Annotated in this window: 13 protein-coding genes; 5 read left to right on the top strand and 8 right to left on the bottom strand. The window is 63.2% G+C overall.

The features are described from left to right. The first annotated feature begins 304 nt into the window (after nt 1-304). Together HXS66_RS07405 and HXS66_RS07410 are read left to right on the top strand one after the other, a co-directional pair. Nucleotides 305-817 (top strand): glycine zipper 2TM domain-containing protein, encoded by a 513-nt coding sequence (locus HXS66_RS07405; protein ID WP_077375365.1) that lies wholly within the window; start codon nt 305-307, stop codon nt 815-817. A 538-nt stretch (nt 818-1,355) separates the two neighbouring features. Continuing rightward, nucleotides 1,356-2,366: a lipid A deacylase LpxR family protein gene (locus HXS66_RS07410; protein WP_217622059.1), complete on the top strand. Its 1,011-nt coding sequence runs from the start codon at nt 1,356-1,358 to the stop codon at nt 2,364-2,366. A 138-nt stretch (nt 2,367-2,504) separates the two neighbouring features. Here HXS66_RS07410 and HXS66_RS07415 read toward each other — a convergent pair whose 3' ends face one another. Next, complete coding sequence (locus HXS66_RS07415; RefSeq protein WP_077375371.1) at nt 2,505-2,789, bottom strand: hypothetical protein; 285 nt, start codon at nt 2,787-2,789, stop codon at nt 2,505-2,507. A 624-nt stretch (nt 2,790-3,413) separates the two neighbouring features. Between HXS66_RS07415 and HXS66_RS07420 the strand changes: the two genes are divergently transcribed. After that, nucleotides 3,414-3,896, top strand: a complete 483-nt coding sequence (locus HXS66_RS07420) for a peptidylprolyl isomerase (RefSeq protein WP_065392558.1) — start codon at nt 3,414-3,416, stop codon at nt 3,894-3,896. 206 nt (nt 3,897-4,102) lie between these two features. On the opposite strand, the gene HXS66_RS07425 is transcribed toward HXS66_RS07420, so the two are convergent. From HXS66_RS07425 to HXS66_RS07445, 5 genes are all read right to left on the bottom strand, one after another. Beyond that, a complete protein-coding gene (locus HXS66_RS07425; protein WP_255303145.1) occupies nt 4,103-4,801 on the bottom strand; it encodes a DUF3047 domain-containing protein in 699 nt (232 codons plus the stop codon). An 89-nt stretch (nt 4,802-4,890) separates the two neighbouring features. Further along, a complete protein-coding gene (locus HXS66_RS07430; RefSeq protein WP_176503191.1) occupies nt 4,891-5,538 on the bottom strand; it encodes a CDP-alcohol phosphatidyltransferase family protein in 648 nt (215 codons plus the stop codon). A gap of 44 nt (nt 5,539-5,582) precedes the next feature. Further along, on the bottom strand, nt 5,583-7,343 hold the full coding sequence (locus HXS66_RS07435; protein WP_176503192.1) for an ABC transporter permease: 1,761 nt from the start codon (nt 7,341-7,343) through the stop codon (nt 5,583-5,585). Further along, entirely contained in the window at nt 7,319-8,602 is a 1,284-nt protein-coding gene (locus tag HXS66_RS07440) for an ABC transporter substrate-binding protein (protein WP_255303148.1), read from the bottom strand. The genes HXS66_RS07435 and HXS66_RS07440 overlap by 25 nt, the downstream gene beginning before the upstream one ends. A gap of 65 nt (nt 8,603-8,667) precedes the next feature. Beyond that, entirely contained in the window at nt 8,668-10,890 is a 2,223-nt protein-coding gene (locus HXS66_RS07445; protein WP_077375383.1) for an FAD-dependent oxidoreductase, read from the bottom strand. Between the two features lie 299 nt (nt 10,891-11,189). On the opposite strand from HXS66_RS07445, the gene msrA reads away from it, so the two are divergent. After that, complete coding sequence (gene msrA / locus HXS66_RS07450; RefSeq protein WP_176503193.1) at nt 11,190-11,867, top strand: peptide-methionine (S)-S-oxide reductase MsrA; 678 nt, start codon at nt 11,190-11,192, stop codon at nt 11,865-11,867. Nucleotides 11,868-11,963: 96 nt separating this feature from the next. Here msrA and HXS66_RS07455 read toward each other — a convergent pair whose 3' ends face one another. After that, nucleotides 11,964-13,304, bottom strand: a complete 1,341-nt coding sequence (locus HXS66_RS07455) for an MFS transporter (RefSeq protein ID WP_176503194.1) — start codon at nt 13,302-13,304, stop codon at nt 11,964-11,966. Between the two features lie 265 nt (nt 13,305-13,569). On the opposite strand from HXS66_RS07455, the gene HXS66_RS07460 reads away from it, so the two are divergent. After that, nucleotides 13,570-14,487 carry a LysR family transcriptional regulator gene (locus HXS66_RS07460; RefSeq protein WP_176503195.1) on the top strand — a complete coding sequence of 306 codons (918 nt, stop codon included), beginning with the start codon at nt 13,570-13,572 and terminating at the stop codon, nt 14,485-14,487. Between the two features lie 94 nt (nt 14,488-14,581). On the opposite strand, the gene HXS66_RS07465 is transcribed toward HXS66_RS07460, so the two are convergent. Next, a complete protein-coding gene (locus HXS66_RS07465) occupies nt 14,582-15,097 on the bottom strand; it encodes a C40 family peptidase (protein WP_205632728.1) in 516 nt (171 codons plus the stop codon). Between the last annotated feature and the right edge of the window lie 78 nt (nt 15,098-15,175).

The raw sequence follows: 15,175 nt of genomic DNA on the forward strand, positions 1-15,175 counted from the left end.
GCGGGCTTGCGTGTCTTCGTCGTTCCAGAATTCGGTGCATGGGGCGCGACGCAACAGTGGCACGGGTGCTCCCGCCCGGGATGGCGTGCAGGGGAACCCGAGAATGGCGGCGTGGTCTATACTGTTAGGAAACAGTGTTCTCGCACTGTCACGGGGTGCCTTGTTTCGTCCCTCGACAGCGCAACGACACGGTGGCGGCCAACGGACGTGCCAGCCAGCTTCTCTCATCCGTCGTCATCGGCCTCCACACCCCATGACCTCATCACAACCGAATGTTGCACCGCTTCCTGCGAGGAAATACATCATGAGCTTCCCGACCCACTCACAACGACGTCCTGACGCGAAACGCTCGGCACGCTGGTTGCCAGTGATCGCCATTGGCCTGCTGACACTGGGTGGCTGCGCGAACAGCGATATCTATTCCGGCAACGTCTACACCGGCGATCAGGCCAAGCGCGCGCAGTCCGTCAGCTACGGCACCATCACCTCGCTGCGCCCGGTGCAGATCCAGGCACAGGATGAAGGCAGTGGCGTGCTTGGCGGCCTGGGTGGCGCCGTCGTCGGCGGCCTGCTCGGCAGCCAGATCGGTGGCGGTTCCGGCCGCGCGATCGCGACCGCCGCCGGTGCCATCGGCGGTAGCGTCGCGGGCAAGTCGATCGCCGACAACGTCGACCAGATCGACGCCTACGAGATCGAGGTGCGTCGCGATGCTGGCGACAGCCTCATCGTCGTCCAGAAGGCCGATACCGCCTTCTCGGTTGGCCAGCGTGTCCGCCTGGTCGGCTACGGCGCCAACCTGAGCGTCGCCCCGTATTGATCCTCTTGATGGCTGGTGCCCTTGCCGGGTGCCAGCCATTCAGTGTCTTGCCTCCCTGAACGACTTCTGTTGCAGGCCTCTCTGCACTCAAGAGGCTCCTGCCGTTTTGCGGCTTTGCTTGCTGCCCTCGCCTTCCCGGTATTCATGCGCTTGCCTGGCCCCTCGCACGCGCCTGACGCTGGCGTATCGATATTTTCCTCTCTCTTTCTCTTTCTCTTGCCCTTGCTCTCTCTTTCTCTTCCTCACGCATGAGCGGCGCGCCGTACGGAGTGATCCATTGGTCATCTATTGATTAACAGGCTATGAAATCGTGATTTTTTGTGCAAAGTTATACACATGCAGCTTAACTAGACTCTGTGTACAACTTTTCGTCCCAGGAGTTGCGATGCGTCCCGTCACTGCCCGTCCTACAGATTCTCCTCAGAGCGCCCGCCAGACGCCTTGCAGCGCGTCATCCTTGACCTGTTCCTCCCACGGACACCGCTGTTCTGGTGATGAGAGTCCGTGTACGGCTATCGTCACCCGCCATGTCCCGCAGATGGCTCCCGCCTTCTCCACGCGACGGCTGGGGCTGGCGCTGATCATGCTCGGCGCGGTGGCGCTGGCCCCCATCGTGGAAGCCGACGAGGACGAGGGTGGCGTGCTGTCTCTCAAGGTCGAGAATGACCTTCTCGCCTCCGGCGATGACGGCCACTACACCAATGGGTTTGCGCTGAGCTATACCTTCGCGACACCGGATCAGCATTGGTCTCGCGCCTTCGCCGACTGGGTGCCCGGTTTCAGCGCTGCACGCCTGGATGCCACGGCCTATCGCTTCGGACAGCAGATCTATACCCCCAACGACATCACTCGCGAGCAACCAAACGAGGATGACCGCCCCTATGCGGGCTATCTGTTCGGTGGCCTTTCGCTGTTCGCCGGTGAAGAGGGAGAGGGTTGGCGACGGGTCGATACCTTCAATCTGGATCTCGGTATCGTCGGTCCCGCCTCAGGTGCCGAGAAGGCGCAGAAGGGAGTCCACGAGATCACCGGCAGTGATGACCCACAGGGCTGGGACCATCAGCTTCACAATGAAGCCGTGGTCAATGCCGGCTGGCAGAGCCAGCTGTGGCTGCCGGCAAGCCTGGGGGGCCTGGAAATGGAGTACGGCCCCTCTGCCTCGATGGCGCTGGGCAACCTGTATACCTACGCCGGCGTGGGGGGCGGTGTGCGCATCGGCCAGGGACTGTCACGCAGCTACGGCATCCCGACCGTCGCTCCCTCCCAGAGCGGGCGTCAGTATTTCGAGCCGGATGGTGAATTCGCCTGGTATCTGTTCGCCAATCTGGAAGGCCGTGCCGTGGCGCGCAACATGCTGCTGGACGGCAACAGCTTTGAGGACAGTGACTCGGTGGACCGTCGCCCGCTGGTAGGAGATGTCCAGCTCGGCTTTGCCCTGAGCTGGCAGCGCTGGCAGCTCGCCTTCGTCAATGTCTGGCGCACGCACGAATTCGAGACCCAACAGGAAAGCGATCAGTTCGGCTCCATCACGCTCTCCACCTGGCTGTGAAGACCAGAGACCGACGGTGAGAACAGGCGTGCCAGACACACGAAGGCCGGGCAGATGCCCGGCCTTCGTGTGTCCGTGGGAGGCAACGGATCAGCGCGTCACACGCGGACTGAAGCCTCCCGGGATGATAAAGGCAGATCAGTGCATCTTGACCTTGCTCATGCCCCAGCAGATCAGCTTGCCGCCGATGAAGGCGATCAGTGCCAGCATGATCAGCGCCATCAGCATGGAAATGGGGTTGACGATGAAAGTAGCGCCCAGCACGGCAAGCGCTGCGCCCCAGACATAGCGATCACCGCTGTCGATGCTCAGGGCATCCGGCAGGATGCGCTTGACGGTGGCACCCAGCGAGCCCTCCCAACGGTTCAAGCACAGCATGAAGAGCGCGGCGAAGCTCACCAGCCAGATCAGTGTCACGGTCATCGAAATTCTCTCCTGAAAGATAGGGTCGCATGGAACATGTGATTGTCGTTTCCCGCCAGCGGCCACGGGGCAGACCTTGCGAGCGGAGCCGGTAACGAAAGGCCCGCGTCAGAATTCGCGGTCTGAACAGGCAGAGTAACGGCCCCCCGATGCCCTCGCAAGCGGACAGCACCAACCATTGTCGGTCATTGGTCATGAGACCGTGATTGGCGCCTGAAGTTGCCCTGCCTCGTACAGCGAAGCGCGGCCAGCTCCCCCTTTCTTCTCTCGTGTTCTCCTCTTTCTTCTCTCCTGTTCCTCCCCCTTTCCTTCTTCCCTCAATCTTCCCTCAAGCCCCTCTCTCCTCCATGCCCGTCGCCTTCCCGCCCTGGAAGCTCGCGCAGGCGTATAGTCTCACCCGGGGCAACAGGCAAGAAAAAATTCGGGGACCGGGTTGAAAAGCCTCCTTCAGGGCGTCACCTAGTATTTCAAGACACGGTGACGTGGATGACATGCCCTGCAGGATGGCTGTTCAACAAGCTGCAAGCCACGCGATACGCGGGATTTTTCCTCGTAGCCCCCTGACAGCCACCTCAGGGTCACGTTACCATTGACCGTTCATATACCTATCGAAAGGCCCTCAACATGCAAATCGCCCAGAATGCCGTCGTATCCTTCCACTACACCCTCACCAACAACGAAGGTGAAGTGCTGGATAGCTCCGAAGGCCGTGAGCCGCTGGCCTACATCCACGGTGCCGGCAACATCGTTCCGGGCCTCGAGAAGGAACTCGATGGCAAGACTTCCGGCGACAAGCTGAAAGTCGCTGTCTCTCCGGAAGAAGGTTACGGTGATGTCCAGGAAGCGCTGGTGCAGGAAGTGCCGCGTGAAGCCTTCCAGGGCGTCGAAGAGATCGAAGCCGGCATGCAGTTCCAGGCACAGACCCAGGGTGGCCCGCTGATGGTCACCGTCACCAAGGTCGAAGGCGACACCGTCACTGTCGATGGCAATCACCCGCTGGCCGGTGAGACCCTGAACTTCGACGTCGAGATCACCAACGTGCGCGAAGCGTCCGCCGAAGAGCTGGAACACGGCCACGTTCACGGTGAAGGTGGCGTGGAGCACTAAGCTCCGCCCCTTCCCTCATCGGGTGGCCCTGTCGCCCGATGAGTGCTTCACACGAGAATGTGTGACGCCTGAACCTGAAGCCCCGCCACCGAATTCTCGGTCGCGGGGCTTTTTCATGTCTGAAACCAGGTTCTCAGGCCCGGTTCTGAAGCCCGGTTCTGATGATGCTGTCTGTGATGAGGCTTCCCGGGGATTCGCTCTGCAGATCAGGCGCCGCAGCTGGGCGGCGTGGCATCACTGGAAAGGCTCAGCCCACGGAACAGCGCCGTGGCGTCGCCTCCGGCATTGTCACCGTCAGCCATCAACGCAAGCCCGGCTATCTCGTCTGGCGTGCTACCGAACAGCGCCGAGTAGTCGGCACGCAGGTCGCGTACCTCGGCGACCCACTGCCCCACCTTCTTATCACCGGACTCCACCGCCAGCAGCACGGCGCGGTCAGTGAAGGCATTGTCCCAATGACTGTCCTTCGCCTCATTGCTGGACCAGACGTAATTGATGGCCTCTACCTGCCACGGCAGGATGCCGGTCTTGTTGACCACATAGAGGCGCGCCGGGTAGTCATCCCCTCCCTTGGTCTTCTCGTTCACGCCCGGATAGATGCTGTCCACCTGCCAGCACCATTTCAGATAGGGCGTCTCCTCGAGCGAGATATCCTGCTCCAGATAGCGCGCGGACGCCTGGCCCTGAGCACGCGCCTCGAGAGCGGGCCGGCCTTCGCGCTCCACCACGCGATACGCGGTCTGGCCTTCGAAGGTCTTCTCGCCCCAGGCGAGAATCTCGGCCGGCGTGAAGGTCTGGTCAGCCGCCAGCGCCGCGGAGGGCATCGCCGCCGCCAGCAGGCCACTGGAGGCGACTGCCGCGAGCATGGGGAGGAAGCAAGACAACTGACGGGAAGTGGTTTTCATTGGCAAGACTCCGGAGCGCTTGAACAACGCGATGAAAAAAGATGACGGGACGAGTCACCTGCAGGGCCAGGTACCGCGCTTGGCACGTATCAGTCCGGGTCGGTGCCGTGCTGCTCGCTGCGGTCCTGGGCCCGCAAGGTGACATACCCTCCCCATACGCGCGTCAGCGTGGTCAGGATGCATGCCGCCGCGAAGACCCACGCCAGCCATGCGAAATGTTGCGGCATCAGACAGGCCAGCACGAAGAAGCCGATCGTCTCGGTGCCTTCTGTCAGGCCATCCAGATAATAGAAGGCCTTGCGGGTGAAATTGGGTCGCTCCAGCTGGTGCTTGGCCGCCATGATGGCAAAGGCCAGAAAGCTGGATCCCGTGCCCACGAAGGCGAACAGCAACGCCACGGCCGGCATGGCATTGGTGGCCGGGTCTGCCAGTGCAAAGCCCACCACGACGGCGGCGTAGAACAGGAAATCAAGACAGATATCCAGAAAGCCGCCGGCGTCCGAGCTCAAGCCCGCATGACGCGCCAGGGCACCATCCAGCCCATCCACTACCCGATTGATCAGGATCGCGATCAGTGCCAACCCGAATTGCCCATAGGCCAGCAGCGGCAATGCCAGCATGCCGATGACGAAGCCAGCCAGCGTCAGTTGGTCAGGATGCAGACCGCGTTCCGCTGCGCTACGTGCCAGGCGTTTCAAGGGTGGCTGTACCCAGCGTGAGGTCCACTTGTCCAGCATGCTTCATCGACTCCAGAATGATTGAATGGGGAAGGTGTCAGGCGTCAGCCACGTATCGGTGCCAGCGCGCGCCCGGCAGGCACGGCTCTCGCCAGCAGGAAGATCAGCAACGGCAGACAGGCCTGCAGGCAGGCCGCGACCGCCGTCAGGCGAGGATCCGCCCCCGTGGCCAGCGCCAGCGTCTCGGTGGTCAGGGTGGGGACGCGTCCACCGCCCAGCACCACCGTCGGCACGTACTGCGCGATGCTGACCGCGAAGGCCACTGCCCAGCTGATGGCCAGAGGCCTGAGCATCAAGCGCAGCCGGATGCCGATCAGCACCTCAAGCCGCGAGCGCCCCAGCAGTCGTGCTGCCTGCTCGAGGCGCACGTCGAAGCGGACCCAGGGGCCGGCCAGCGTCAGCCAGGCATAGGGCAAGGCGAACAGAAGATGGCCGATCACCACCCCCACCCAGCCCGGATCCGCGCCGAGGCTCAGCCAGCCGACCTGGAAACCGAACAGGAAGCTTGCCTGAGGCAGCAGCAACGGCAGGTAGAGGCACACCACGAAGCCTCGCAGGCGACCCACCTCACGCTCACGCTCGAAGACCGCCACACTGAGCATCACCGCCAGGGTGGCGACCAGCACGGCGAGCCACAGGCTGTTGCTGAAGGCTCCACCCAGTCCTGAAAGCGCCTGTTGCCAGCTTTCCAGCCCCCAGCGAGCCGGCAGCAGTGACGGGAAGAACCAGCTTCTGGCCAGCGATTGAACGGCGATCACGGCAAAGGCCAGCAGCGAGACTGCCGTCACCGTGCCGAGCAGGACGCGGATCACGCGCCCGCGCTGCCCCTTGCGCCCCGGGCGTACCGCCGCCCGAGGTGCAGGGTTGTCGAGCACCCAGTCACGATGGCGATTCAACAGATAACGTCCCACAGCGGCACCCAGCGCCATCACCACGATGACCAGCAGTGCCAGCAGGAGTGCCCCGACACTGGCCGGTAGACGTGAGCTCGGGTCACTGTCACGCCACAGTTCGACCAGACGCACCGCCAGGGTCGGCGCACGTGTCGGCCCCAGTACCTGAGCGACATCCACCACCGCCAGCGAATAAGCCAGCACGGCACCGATGGGCAGGGCGATGGCCCTCATCACCTGCGGCATCAGAATTCGCCAGCGCAGCTGGGAGATGCTGTAGCCGAGCGCCTGGCCCGCCTGCAGTTGCGCGGTGACCGGCAGACGCGAGAGCGCCGTCTGGGCCATCAGCATCAGAAACGGCGCTTCCTTGAGTGCCAGTCCCAGCGCCAGCGTGATGCCATGCGCGTCCGGCAGAGGGTATTGCGGGGGGACCAGCACCTCGAAGGGTGCCAGCAGCAGTCGCATCAGCACGCCGCTGGGGGCGGCCAGCCACAAGAGCCCCAGAGCCAGCGCCAGATGCGGCATCGCCAGCACCGGTGCCAGCAGGCGTTCGAGGCGCTCGCCGAAACGGGTACCGGCGGCCGCGGCCAGCCAGCCCATGGTCAGCAGTACCGCCAGCAGCGTGCCGCCGATCCCGCTGACCAGGGTCAGACGCAGTCCGTCGGCCAGTCCCGGCAAGGCCCACCAGCGCTGCCAGGCGATCGCCGAGACCTCCTCGAAGCCAAGCGCCGGCCACAGCCCGAGGGCCGGTGCGACCAGTCCTGCCAGTCCCAGCGCCGTGGGGCCGAGCAACAACAGCAATACCGCCCAGCGCAGCAGGCGAGCCGGTGTCAATGCCAGGCGACCCGCCGGGCGCTCAGCACGCCAGCGCTCGGCAAGCCATTGCGTCAGTTGCGATAGCGTCGCGCCCACTCGGCCTCCAGTGCATCGGTCCAACTGGGATGCGGCTCGCTCAGCGGCGTGCCCAGCGCTTCGGGCGACATGCCACCCGCAAGCTCCGGCAAGGCGTCGAAGGCAGCGCGCTGTGCCGCCGGCAGGCGCGTCACGTCCAGCACCGTCTCGTCACCCCAGCGTGAGGGGTCCGCCTTGGCAGCCTGTGCCTCGGCGGACATCAACTGATTGACCCACACCAATGCGGCCGCCTTGTGAGGCGCACTGGCCGGAATCGCCAGATAGTGCACATTGCCGAGAGTGCCGCCGTCATGGATATACGGCTCAATGGTCGGTGGCAGCCGCCCTTCCTGACGGGCATTGGCCACTTCCTGGGGCACGAAGGTCAGCGCGATCCAGACACTGCGCTGAGCCAGCAGTTTCATCTGCTCCTCGGCGCCGGCTGGCTGTCGCTCGCCCTGCGCCCACATCAGCGGATGCAGTGCATCGAGATAGTCCCACAGCGGTGCGGTCACCTCAGCGAACAGAGCATCACTCGCCACCGGCGCAGCCAGCAGCTCACGCTGCTCACCCGGCATCAACTCAAGCAACGCCTGCTTGAGAAAGGTGGTGCCATGAAAGCTCGGTGGCTGCGGATAGGTCACGCGCCCGGGGTTGGCCTTCGCCACGTCCAGCAGCGCCTGCATCGAACGTGGCGGCGATTCCAGCAAGGCACTGTCGTACATGAAGATCAGCTGGGCACGCCCCCATGGCGCCTCCATTCCCTCGGTGGCGAGCCCGAAGTCACGCGCACCGATCTCCTCGAGCAGATACTCGCTGTTGGGCAGGCGTTCGACGAAGGGTCCCCACACCAGCTCGGCCTGCTTGAGCGCGCGGAAGTTCTCGCCGTTGATCCAGATGACATCGATACTGCCATCACTGCGCCCCGCCGCCTTCTCGGCCAGCAAGGTCGAGACACTCTCGGCGGTATCGGCAATCTTGACATGACGCACCTCGATACCGTGCTCACGTGCCGCGATCTCTGCCTGGGCGCGCAGATAGGCGTTGGTGGCTTCACTCCCGCCCCAGGCGTGGAAGTCGATGCGCTGACCGCGTGCCTTGTCGGCGATCACGTTCCACTCCAGTGCAGCCAGCATCGGCACTGCCCGCCCCTTGGCGGCATCGGCGGCGTACGCCAGTGACGTGGCCCAGGGCATGGCACTCATGCCGGCCATCAACACCAGTGACCCACCCATCAATGCCAGTGCGCGACGTCGCCCCGGCAGACATGTCGTAGCCATGGAGGTTTCTCCTGATAGCAAGATGCCGCGACCCTGAACGAGCAGGTTCGCGGCATGGGAAAGGATCAGTGCTTGTCGACCGTCACGGGAGGGGTGGCGTCATCCGCCTGGCGTGTCTTGGTCGGCTCGAAGCGTCCATTGCGGCGCCAGGTGAAGTAACGATCCAGCACCTTGAGCACGCCTTCCGGCTTGTGGGCGTTCTTCCACATGCCTGCTGCCGCCTTGTTGGCCTCGGACAGTGTCGGATACGGATGGATGGTGGACAGGATCTTGTTGAGACCGATGCCATGCTTCATCGCCATGGTGAATTCCGCCAGCCATTCCCCCGCATAGGCACCGACCAGTGTCACGCCCAGGATACGATCGCGCCCCTTCTCGGTGAGCACCTTGACGAAGCCTTCCGTCGCACGCTCGGCCAGGGCACGGTCACTCTCGCCCATCTCGTAATGGGTCACTTCATAGTCATAGCCCTGCGCCTTGGCTTCGGTCTCGTTGAGGCCGACCCGCGCCACTTCCGGCTCGGTGTAGGTGACCATCGGCATGATGCGGTAATCGACCTTGAAGGTCTTCAGGCCGCCGAACAGTGCATTGACCGCGGCGTGCCATGCCTGATGACCTGCCGCATGGGTGAACTGGTAGGGGCCAGCGACATCGCCACACGCCCAGATGTTCGGCTGCAGCGTCTGCAGCGACTCGGAGACATCGATGGTGCCGCGCTCGGAGACCGCGATGCCCAGCTCTTCCAGACCGAAGCCTTCGACGTTGGCTTCGCGTCCGATGGCCACCAGCAGCTCGTCGAACTCGATCCAGCTCTCCTCGCCGTCGGGAGAACTCACGACCAGATGGCGCATCGGCTGACTGTCCTTGTCCTTGAGCACCTCGATGCGCGTGGCGGTGGAATTGATGCGCAGGTCGACGCCCTCACCGGCCAGCTGCTCGTGCATCAGCGCGCTGACTTCCTCGTCTTCACGCGGCATCACCCGCGGGGCACCCTCGATGATGGTGACGTGACTGCCCAGGCGCGCGAAACTCTGCCCCAGCTCCATGCCGATCGGGCCGGAGCCCAGCACCACCAGACGCTTGGGCTGCACCCTGAGATCCCACAGATTGTCAGAGGTCAGCGGCGTGATCAGCTCGATACCGGGGATCGCAGGAACACGCGGGCGGGCACCGGTGGCGATCACCACGTTGCGCGTGGTCAGCACGCGACCATCGACTTCCACTTCCCAGGGCGTCCTGAGTCTGGCATTGCCGGTGTGGACTTCCACGCCCAGACTCTCGTAACGCTCGATGCTGTCATGCGGTTCGACACTCTCGACCACGTCCTGCACATGCCCCATCACCTTGGCGAAGTCGATTTCCGGCTCATTGGCGGTGATCCCGAAGCGCTGGGACTGACGAATCTCATGAGCCGCACGCCCGGCACGAATCAGCGCCTTGGAGGGGACGCAGCCGGTGTTGAGGCAGTCACCGCCCATCTTGTGACGCTCGATCAGCGCGACACGCGCATTGACGGCGGAGGCGATATAGCTGGTCACCAGCCCGGCGGAACCGGCACCGATGACGACCATGTCGTAGTCAAAGGTCTTCGGCTTGTCGAAGGCCGCCTGCTGCTTGCGCTTGCGCAGCACGCCGACGATCTTCTTGGCGATCAGCGGGAAGAGGCCCAGCGCGATGAAGGAGGCGATCAGCCCCGGCGAGAGGATGCCGGACAGCGACTCCAGCTGACCCAGCTCGCGACCGGCATTCACGTAGATGGCGGTACCGGCGAGCATGCCCAGCTGGCTTGCCACATAGAAGGTGACCACACGCATGCGGGTCAGGCCCATCACCAGATTGACGATGAAGAACGGGAAGACCGGCACCAGACGCAGAGTGAACAGATAGAAGCCGCCTTCACGCTCGACCCCGCGATTCAGGGATTCCAGCTGACGACGGAAGCGCTTCTCGATGCTTTCGCGCAACAGCGTGCGGGAGATGAGGAAGGCCAGGGTGGCACCGATGGTACTGGCGAAGGAGATCAACAACAGACCCCAGCCAAACCCGAACAGGGCGCCGCCCAGCAGGGTGAGCAATGCCGCACCCGGCAGCGAGAGTGCCGCCATCGCCACGTAGACGACGAAGAAGGTACCCGCGACCTTGAACGGCGATTCCTCGAAGAGTGCCTGAAATTCCGACTGACTGGCCTTGAGGCTCTGCAGAGTGAAGTAGTCCTGTGCCCCACTGGCAAAGAAGACCACGATGGCAGCGACGATGGCGCCCAGAAGCAGTAACTTGCGTTTATTCACTGGCGATTTCCTTTTCGATTCCTGCCGTCATGGGCATGTCATTGGGATGTACCGTGTCCTTACGAGACGCGTTGCTGACTGGATGCACTCATCAGGTCATGATGACGCGAACGACCTCATCATGATCACGGTAACAGTACCGTTTCATACGACATCTTCGCATCCATCCCGCGTTGATTCGCGTAGAGCCCTGATACAGGCAGTGAGGGAATGGCAAGGCAAGCCACCTCGCGGCCCATCGAGACATGGAGATTTCCGTGTTCTCACTTCGAAGGAACGACGCCTTTCCCGGAGACACCATGACCCGATACACGCGATTCCCCTCCTCTGCGCTCAAACGTCTCACACCGCTTGCCAGCCTACTTGGCGGTCTGCTGATTGCCGGCCACGCCAATGCCTTTGACCCGGAACAGGCGCCCAGAGGCGTCGCCGAGGGTGTCACTCAAGGCCAGGAGGTCGCCATCTTCGCCGGTGGCTGCTTCTGGTGCATGGAAGGCCCCTTCGACAAGCTTGACGGCGTGATCTCGACGACGTCCGGCTACACGGCAGGCGAGACGGACAATCCCACCTATAAGCAGGTCTCGGCCGGCAAGACTGGCCATACGGAGGCGGTCAAGGTGGTCTATGACCCTGAAAAGGTCAGCTATGACACCCTGCTGGAGGTCTTCTGGCACAACATCGATCCGATCGCGGTGGATCGTCAGTTCTGCGATGCCGGCACCCAATACCGCAGTGGCATCTATCCGGTGGATGAAGCACAGCAAGACGCCGCCCAGGCGAGCCTCGACGACTTGAAGGACAGATTCCCCGAAGGCATCGCCACCGAGATCGAGGCAGCGGGCCCCTGGTATGCCGCCGAGCAATATCACCAGGACTTCTACCAGAAGAACCCAGTGCGCTATCGCTTCTATCGCGCGGGCTGTGGCCGTGATGACCGTCTCGAGGAAATCTGGGGAGATGACGCCCCGGCGCACTGAGCCTCACCGTCGGATCGACTCGCCTGCCACTGACACGCAAACGGCTCGCCATCTGGCGAGCCGTTTGCGTGTCAGGCAAGAATCTCACGGTGGATATCAATGCTGCGGCGTAGCCCGTCGCCAGCACAGCATCGCCAACCCCAGGGTGACAAGCAGAACGCTGACGCCACCCACCACCACCCCTGGCCACCCTGCCTGCTGCCAGAAGGGCTCCAGCCAGAAGCCGCCCAGGCTCGCCCCGAGATAGTAAGCCGTCAGGTAGAGCGCGCTGGCGCTGGCCCGCGCCCCTTCGGCATTGCGCCCGACCCAGGCCGACGCGGTGGCATGCGCCAGGAAGAAGCCGAAGGCATTCAGGCTCAGGCCGGCCAGCATGCCGATCAACGAATGGCTCAGCGTGACCAGAGTGCCGAGAATCAAGAGCGCGGTGCCCAGCATCATGGTCAGTGCCTGGCCGCGGCGTTGCGCACCATCCTGCTCCTCCTGTCGCTGCGCTCCCTGCACGAGTGACTGCCCACGCCCGGCGGCCAGACGCTGTGCCAACCGGCCGGACTGCGAGGCACCGAAGGTGCCTGCCAGATAGGTCAGAAACAGCAATCCCAACCACTGGCTCCCCAGAGACCAGGGGGCCGCGCTCAGGCGAAAGGTCATGTAGCTGTAGAGATTCACGAAGATGAAGAAGTTGAGTCCACCGAGCAGAAACACCGGCCACAGCCGCGGATTGCGCAGATGGCGCCCCAGCCCTGCCAGCATGCTGGCCGGATGGAAGGGCTGTGCCACGAAACGTCGCTGACGCGGCAGCAACTGCCACAGCGCCGCCAGCAGCAACAGGCTGATACCGCCAATCACCGCGAAACTCATCTGCCAGCCCCAGTGCTCGGCCACGAATCCTCCAGCGACCCGCCCACTGATGCCGCCGAGCGAATTGGCACTGATATAGAGCCCCACCGCAGCCATCAACGCCGGCTGTTCCATCTCATCGCTCATGTAGGCGACCGCGACCGCCGGCAAGCCCCCGAGCAGAAAGCCCTGCAACGCACGTACTGCCAACAGCGACCAGAAACCTTCAGCCAGCAAGGCAAGTCCCGAGCAGGCCACCCCCCCGGCCAATGTCCAGAGCAGCAGACGTCGCCGTCCCAGTGCATCCGATAACGGGCCGAAGACCAGCAACGCCAATGCCAGCGTGAGGGTGGTCACCGACAACGACAGACTCGCCTGCAGCGAGCTCAGGCCAAGGTCGGTCGCCAGCAGCGGTAGCATCGGCTGCACCACATAGAGATTGATGAAGACGACGAAGGAGCCCAGACACAACGCCTGGGTCATGCGTCGCCAATCACGGCCGTGCGCCTTGAGAGGAGACGGCAGCACTGGCTGCCCGGCAGTGTCGTGATGCCCCGAGGCGGATGGGGCGGTGGAAGACGCACTCAGCGATGAAGCCATCAGGTACCTGCAGTCAATCATGGGGATGGCGTGAGTCTGCGCCCTCGAACACCATCAGTAAAATAGCTCGACATGATGCCAGCCATCAGCAAAAGTGATACCCATGAGCCTGACCCACTGGCCTGCAGGCCTCACGCCGTCAGACCGCCTGCGCATGGTGAATGACGTCCAGGGGACTGGACGGCGTGATGGCCGCAAGGGACGCCGGTCAGGGTCGGGGACAAGGGAGACGGATGAGGATGGCGTCAGACATGAAGAGCGCGACATGAAACTGCCCTTCGATCTGCGGGCACTGGAGATCTTCGTGAGTGTCACGGAGCGCGGCAGCTTCACCGCCGCCGCCATGGCGCTGCAACTGGCCCAGTCGGCCGTCAGTCAGTCGATCGCCAACCTGGAGACCCGGCTGGGCCAGCCGCTGCTGATACGTGGCACCAAGGGCGTGAGTCTGACACCCGCCGGTGAGACATTGCTCGTGCATGCACGCTCTCTGCTGCAACAGGCGCAGCGAGCGGCCCTGGCCATGGCCGAACTGGATGGCCTGGTCAAAGGTGAGGTACGCATCGGCGTGTCCTCGATGCTGGGGTCCTACTATTTCCCGCCCCTGTTGATGGCCTTCAAGGCGCGCCACCCTGATATCACCTTGAGCGTGATCGAGGGCGGCACCCTGAGTCTTCGCAAGATGATCGACAATGGCGAGCTGGATCTGGGCGTCATCGTCGAGGAACACCCCGGCAGCGCCACCAGCGGGCTGGTCAGCCAGCACTTCCTGCGCGAAGAGATGGTGGTCTGCCTGCCCAACGACCACCCGCTGGCGACACGGGAGCACATCAGCCTCGAAGCGTTCTTCGCTGAAGAGCTGGTCGTCTTCAAGCGCGGTTATTTCCATCGCGATTTCATCGAACGTCTGGCAAGCCAGCACGGCCTGATTCCCAGTATCGCCTTCGAATCCAACCTGATCGCGCTCAACAAGGCGATCGTGTCACGCGGCTTCGGTATCACCACCTTCCTCAAGCGCGTGGTGGAGGATGACCGTGAGGAAAACAACCTCACCGCCATCTCCTTCAGTGAACCCGCCTGGCTGGACCTGTCGCTGGCCTGGCGACGTGAGCGCGGGCTGTCGCGGGCCGAACAGGCCTTCGTCGACTTCGTGATCGAACATTCCGTGGTACGCGAAAGCCCATGAGGCGGGCTGCCGGACATGGCGGGGCTCGAGAATTCGCGGGCCGAAAACGACAACACCCGGCCAGGGCCGGGTGTTGTCCATCATGCGAGTGTCGTCATTGACTGCGCATGGCCAGTTTCATCTGCATGGCCTCGTGGGGCATGGGCCGCCGCGACTGCCAGTAGTGCTGCGACCAGTAGACATTGTCCAGCCGCGACAGCTTCACGCCACGTGACGTGGAGGCATGCAGGAAATAGCCGTTGCCCACATACACGCCCACATGGTTGTAACGACGTGAGGGGCGGAAGAACACCAGATCCCCCGGCTTCAATTGCGACTTGTCGATACGCTTGCCCCGCTTGACCTGATCACGGGTGGTACGTGGCAGTTCGATCCCGAAACCGTCACTGAACACATGCTGCATCAGCGCGGAACAATCGATGCCCCGTGAGTTGGTGCCACCCAGGCGATAGGGCGTTCCCGCCCAGCGATCATGCTCTTCCAGCAACACTTCCCGGATACTGGGACCCGATGCCAGCTGCGGCTCTGCCGGGCCCTGCGGTTGGCCGGCCTGCTGACGGTAACGCTTGAGCTTGGGCAATTCCGGCAGATCGACATCGTAATAGGCCATGTCACTCGGAGGCTGTGAATGGCTGGCACACCCCGCCACACCTAGCGGCAACAGTAAAAGACAACACAATAACGTGTG

The sequence above is a fragment of the Cobetia sp. 5-11-6-3 genome, from assembly GCF_013374055.1.
Lineage (GTDB): Bacteria > Pseudomonadota > Gammaproteobacteria > Pseudomonadales > Halomonadaceae > Cobetia > Cobetia marina.

Coding starts and splice junctions, on each gene's coding strand:
- HXS66_RS07455 (WP_176503194.1), bottom strand. CDS start 13,304: ATGGCTTCATCGCTGAGTGCGTCTTCCACCGCCCCATCCGCCTCGGGG.
- HXS66_RS07405 (WP_077375365.1), top strand. CDS start 305: ATGAGCTTCCCGACCCACTCACAACGACGTCCTGACGCGAAACGCTCG.
- HXS66_RS07420 (WP_065392558.1), top strand. CDS start 3,414: ATGCAAATCGCCCAGAATGCCGTCGTATCCTTCCACTACACCCTCACC.
- HXS66_RS07425 (WP_255303145.1), bottom strand. CDS start 4,801: ATGAAAACCACTTCCCGTCAGTTGTCTTGCTTCCTCCCCATGCTCGCG.
- HXS66_RS07415 (WP_077375371.1), bottom strand. CDS start 2,789: ATGACCGTGACACTGATCTGGCTGGTGAGCTTCGCCGCGCTCTTCATG.
- msrA (WP_176503193.1), top strand. CDS start 11,190: ATGACCCGATACACGCGATTCCCCTCCTCTGCGCTCAAACGTCTCACA.
- HXS66_RS07430 (WP_176503191.1), bottom strand. CDS start 5,538: ATGCTGGACAAGTGGACCTCACGCTGGGTACAGCCACCCTTGAAACGC.
- HXS66_RS07440 (WP_255303148.1), bottom strand. CDS start 8,602: ATGGCTACGACATGTCTGCCGGGGCGACGTCGCGCACTGGCATTGATG.
- HXS66_RS07460 (WP_176503195.1), top strand. CDS start 13,570: ATGAAACTGCCCTTCGATCTGCGGGCACTGGAGATCTTCGTGAGTGTC.
- HXS66_RS07465 (WP_205632728.1), bottom strand. CDS start 15,097: ATGGCCTATTACGATGTCGATCTGCCGGAATTGCCCAAGCTCAAGCGT.
- HXS66_RS07410 (WP_217622059.1), top strand. CDS start 1,356: ATGGCTCCCGCCTTCTCCACGCGACGGCTGGGGCTGGCGCTGATCATG.